The sequence below is a fragment of the Arthrobacter sp. H14 genome (assembly GCF_000520495.1).
GTDB lineage: Bacteria > Actinomycetota > Actinomycetes > Actinomycetales > Micrococcaceae > Arthrobacter_C.
In genome coordinates this window covers 1-1,767 of sequence record NZ_AZRX01000520.1, presented here as the reverse complement: position 1 = coordinate 1,767, position 1,767 = coordinate 1, and the positions used below count along the sequence as shown (strand labels likewise).

Genomic DNA, 1,767 nt, shown 5'->3' with positions numbered 1-1,767 from the left:
AAGCTGGCCATGATTGGTATTCCGGTTCTGTTGGGCGTTTTTGCCGGAACCGCGGCTTCCTCGCAGTGGCAGCAGGTTCTGCTTTTCTTCAACCAGGTTCCTTACGGGGCCACCGACCCCGAATTCGGACTCGACTACACCTTCTACATGGTCACGTTGCCGTTCCTCGGCTTCCTCGTGGGATTCATGATCAGCGTAGTTTTGGTCGCTGGTATTGCAGGGTTGCTCACGCATTATCTCTATGGGGGCATCCGCCTGGAGGAGAAGGGCATCTTCACCAGTACGGCGGCACGGGTTCATATTGCGGTTGCGGCCGCTGCGTTCCTGATCCTGCAGGCCGTCAATTACTGGTTGGACCGTTATTCCACCTTGGTAAGCCAGGACGGTAACTGGGCCGGTGCGATGTATACGGATGTTAACGCCGTCATACCGACCAAGTCGATTCTCGCTGTCGCGGCCCTTATTGTGGCGGTGTTGTTCGTCGCGGCTGCTATCACTAATAAGTGGAGGCTTCCGATTGTTGGTACCGCGATGCTGATCATCACGGCGATTCTCGCCAGTGGTGTTTATCCGTGGGTTATCCAGCGGTTCCAGGTGGAACCGTCCGAGCAGACCTTGGAAGAGCCGTACATTGCGCGCAATATCGAGTTAACCCGTGAGGCTTATGGGCTCGATGCCATCGAGGTGAGTAACTATGACGCTTCCACCGATGTGGAAGCCGGCGCCCTCGAGGATGACGAGGAGACGACGGACAACATCCGTCTTCTGGACCCGAACCTGGTTTCCGCTGCTTTCGGGCAGTTGCAGCAGTTCCGGCCCTACTACCAGTTCCCTTCGATCCTGAATGTGGACCGGTATGAAATCGACGGTACAACGGAAAACGTAGTCGTTGCGGTGCGCGGACTGGATACGGGCAATATTCAGAGCTGGATCAACCAGCACGCGGTATACACGCACGGATACGGATTGGTTGCCGCCAGCGCCAGCGAGGTAGCAGCGGACGGTGAGCCGCAGTTCCTGGAGGCGGGCATTCCCAGCCAAGGCGTTCTTGGGGACTACCAGCCGCGTGTCTACTTCGGTGAGTTCTCCCCGGAGTACTCAGTGGTGGGTGCTCCTGAGGGTGCACCGCCGATGGAGCTGGACCGGCCGGAGACCGGCGGTGCCGAACGCGAGGCCAAGACTACTTTCAGCGGTGAAGGTGGACCGGGTATCGGGAACTTCTTCAACCGTTTGATCTATTCAATTCAGTTCCAGTCCACCGATTTGCTGCTGTCGGACGCCGTCAATGAAGAGTCGCAGATTCTTTATAACCGTGATCCCCGCGAACGGGTTGAGGCGGTGGCTCCGTACCTGACGGTTGACAGCAATATTTATCCAGCCGTCATTGACGGTCGGATCAAGTGGATCGTCGAGGGCTACACGACTAATCAGAATTTCCCCTATTCGACGCAACAGCAGCTCGAATCGGCCACTACGGATTCACTGACGGGTGTCGGCGCCGCTTCGCAGGCATTGCCTCCGGAGCCGGTCAACTACATCCGCAACTCCGTCAAGGCGACGGTTGACGCCTATGACGGATCCGTGGACCTGTACGCCTGGGACGAGAATGATCCCATGCTGAAGGCCTGGCAGAACGTCTTCCCGGAAACCATCCAGCCAATCAGCGAAATTTCGGGCGACCTCATGAGCCACGTCCGCTATCCGGAGGACATGTTTAAGGTTCAGCGCGAACTGCTGGGACAGTACCACGTCACTAATCCGGTCGAC

Annotated in this window: 1 protein-coding gene; it reads left to right on the top strand. The window is 57.4% G+C overall.

Translation table 11 applies throughout. The annotated features are described in order from the left end of the window. The coding region (locus tag Y707_RS0102190; protein ID WP_026533871.1) for a UPF0182 family protein at nucleotides 1–1,767 on the top strand (1,767 nt) is incomplete at both ends.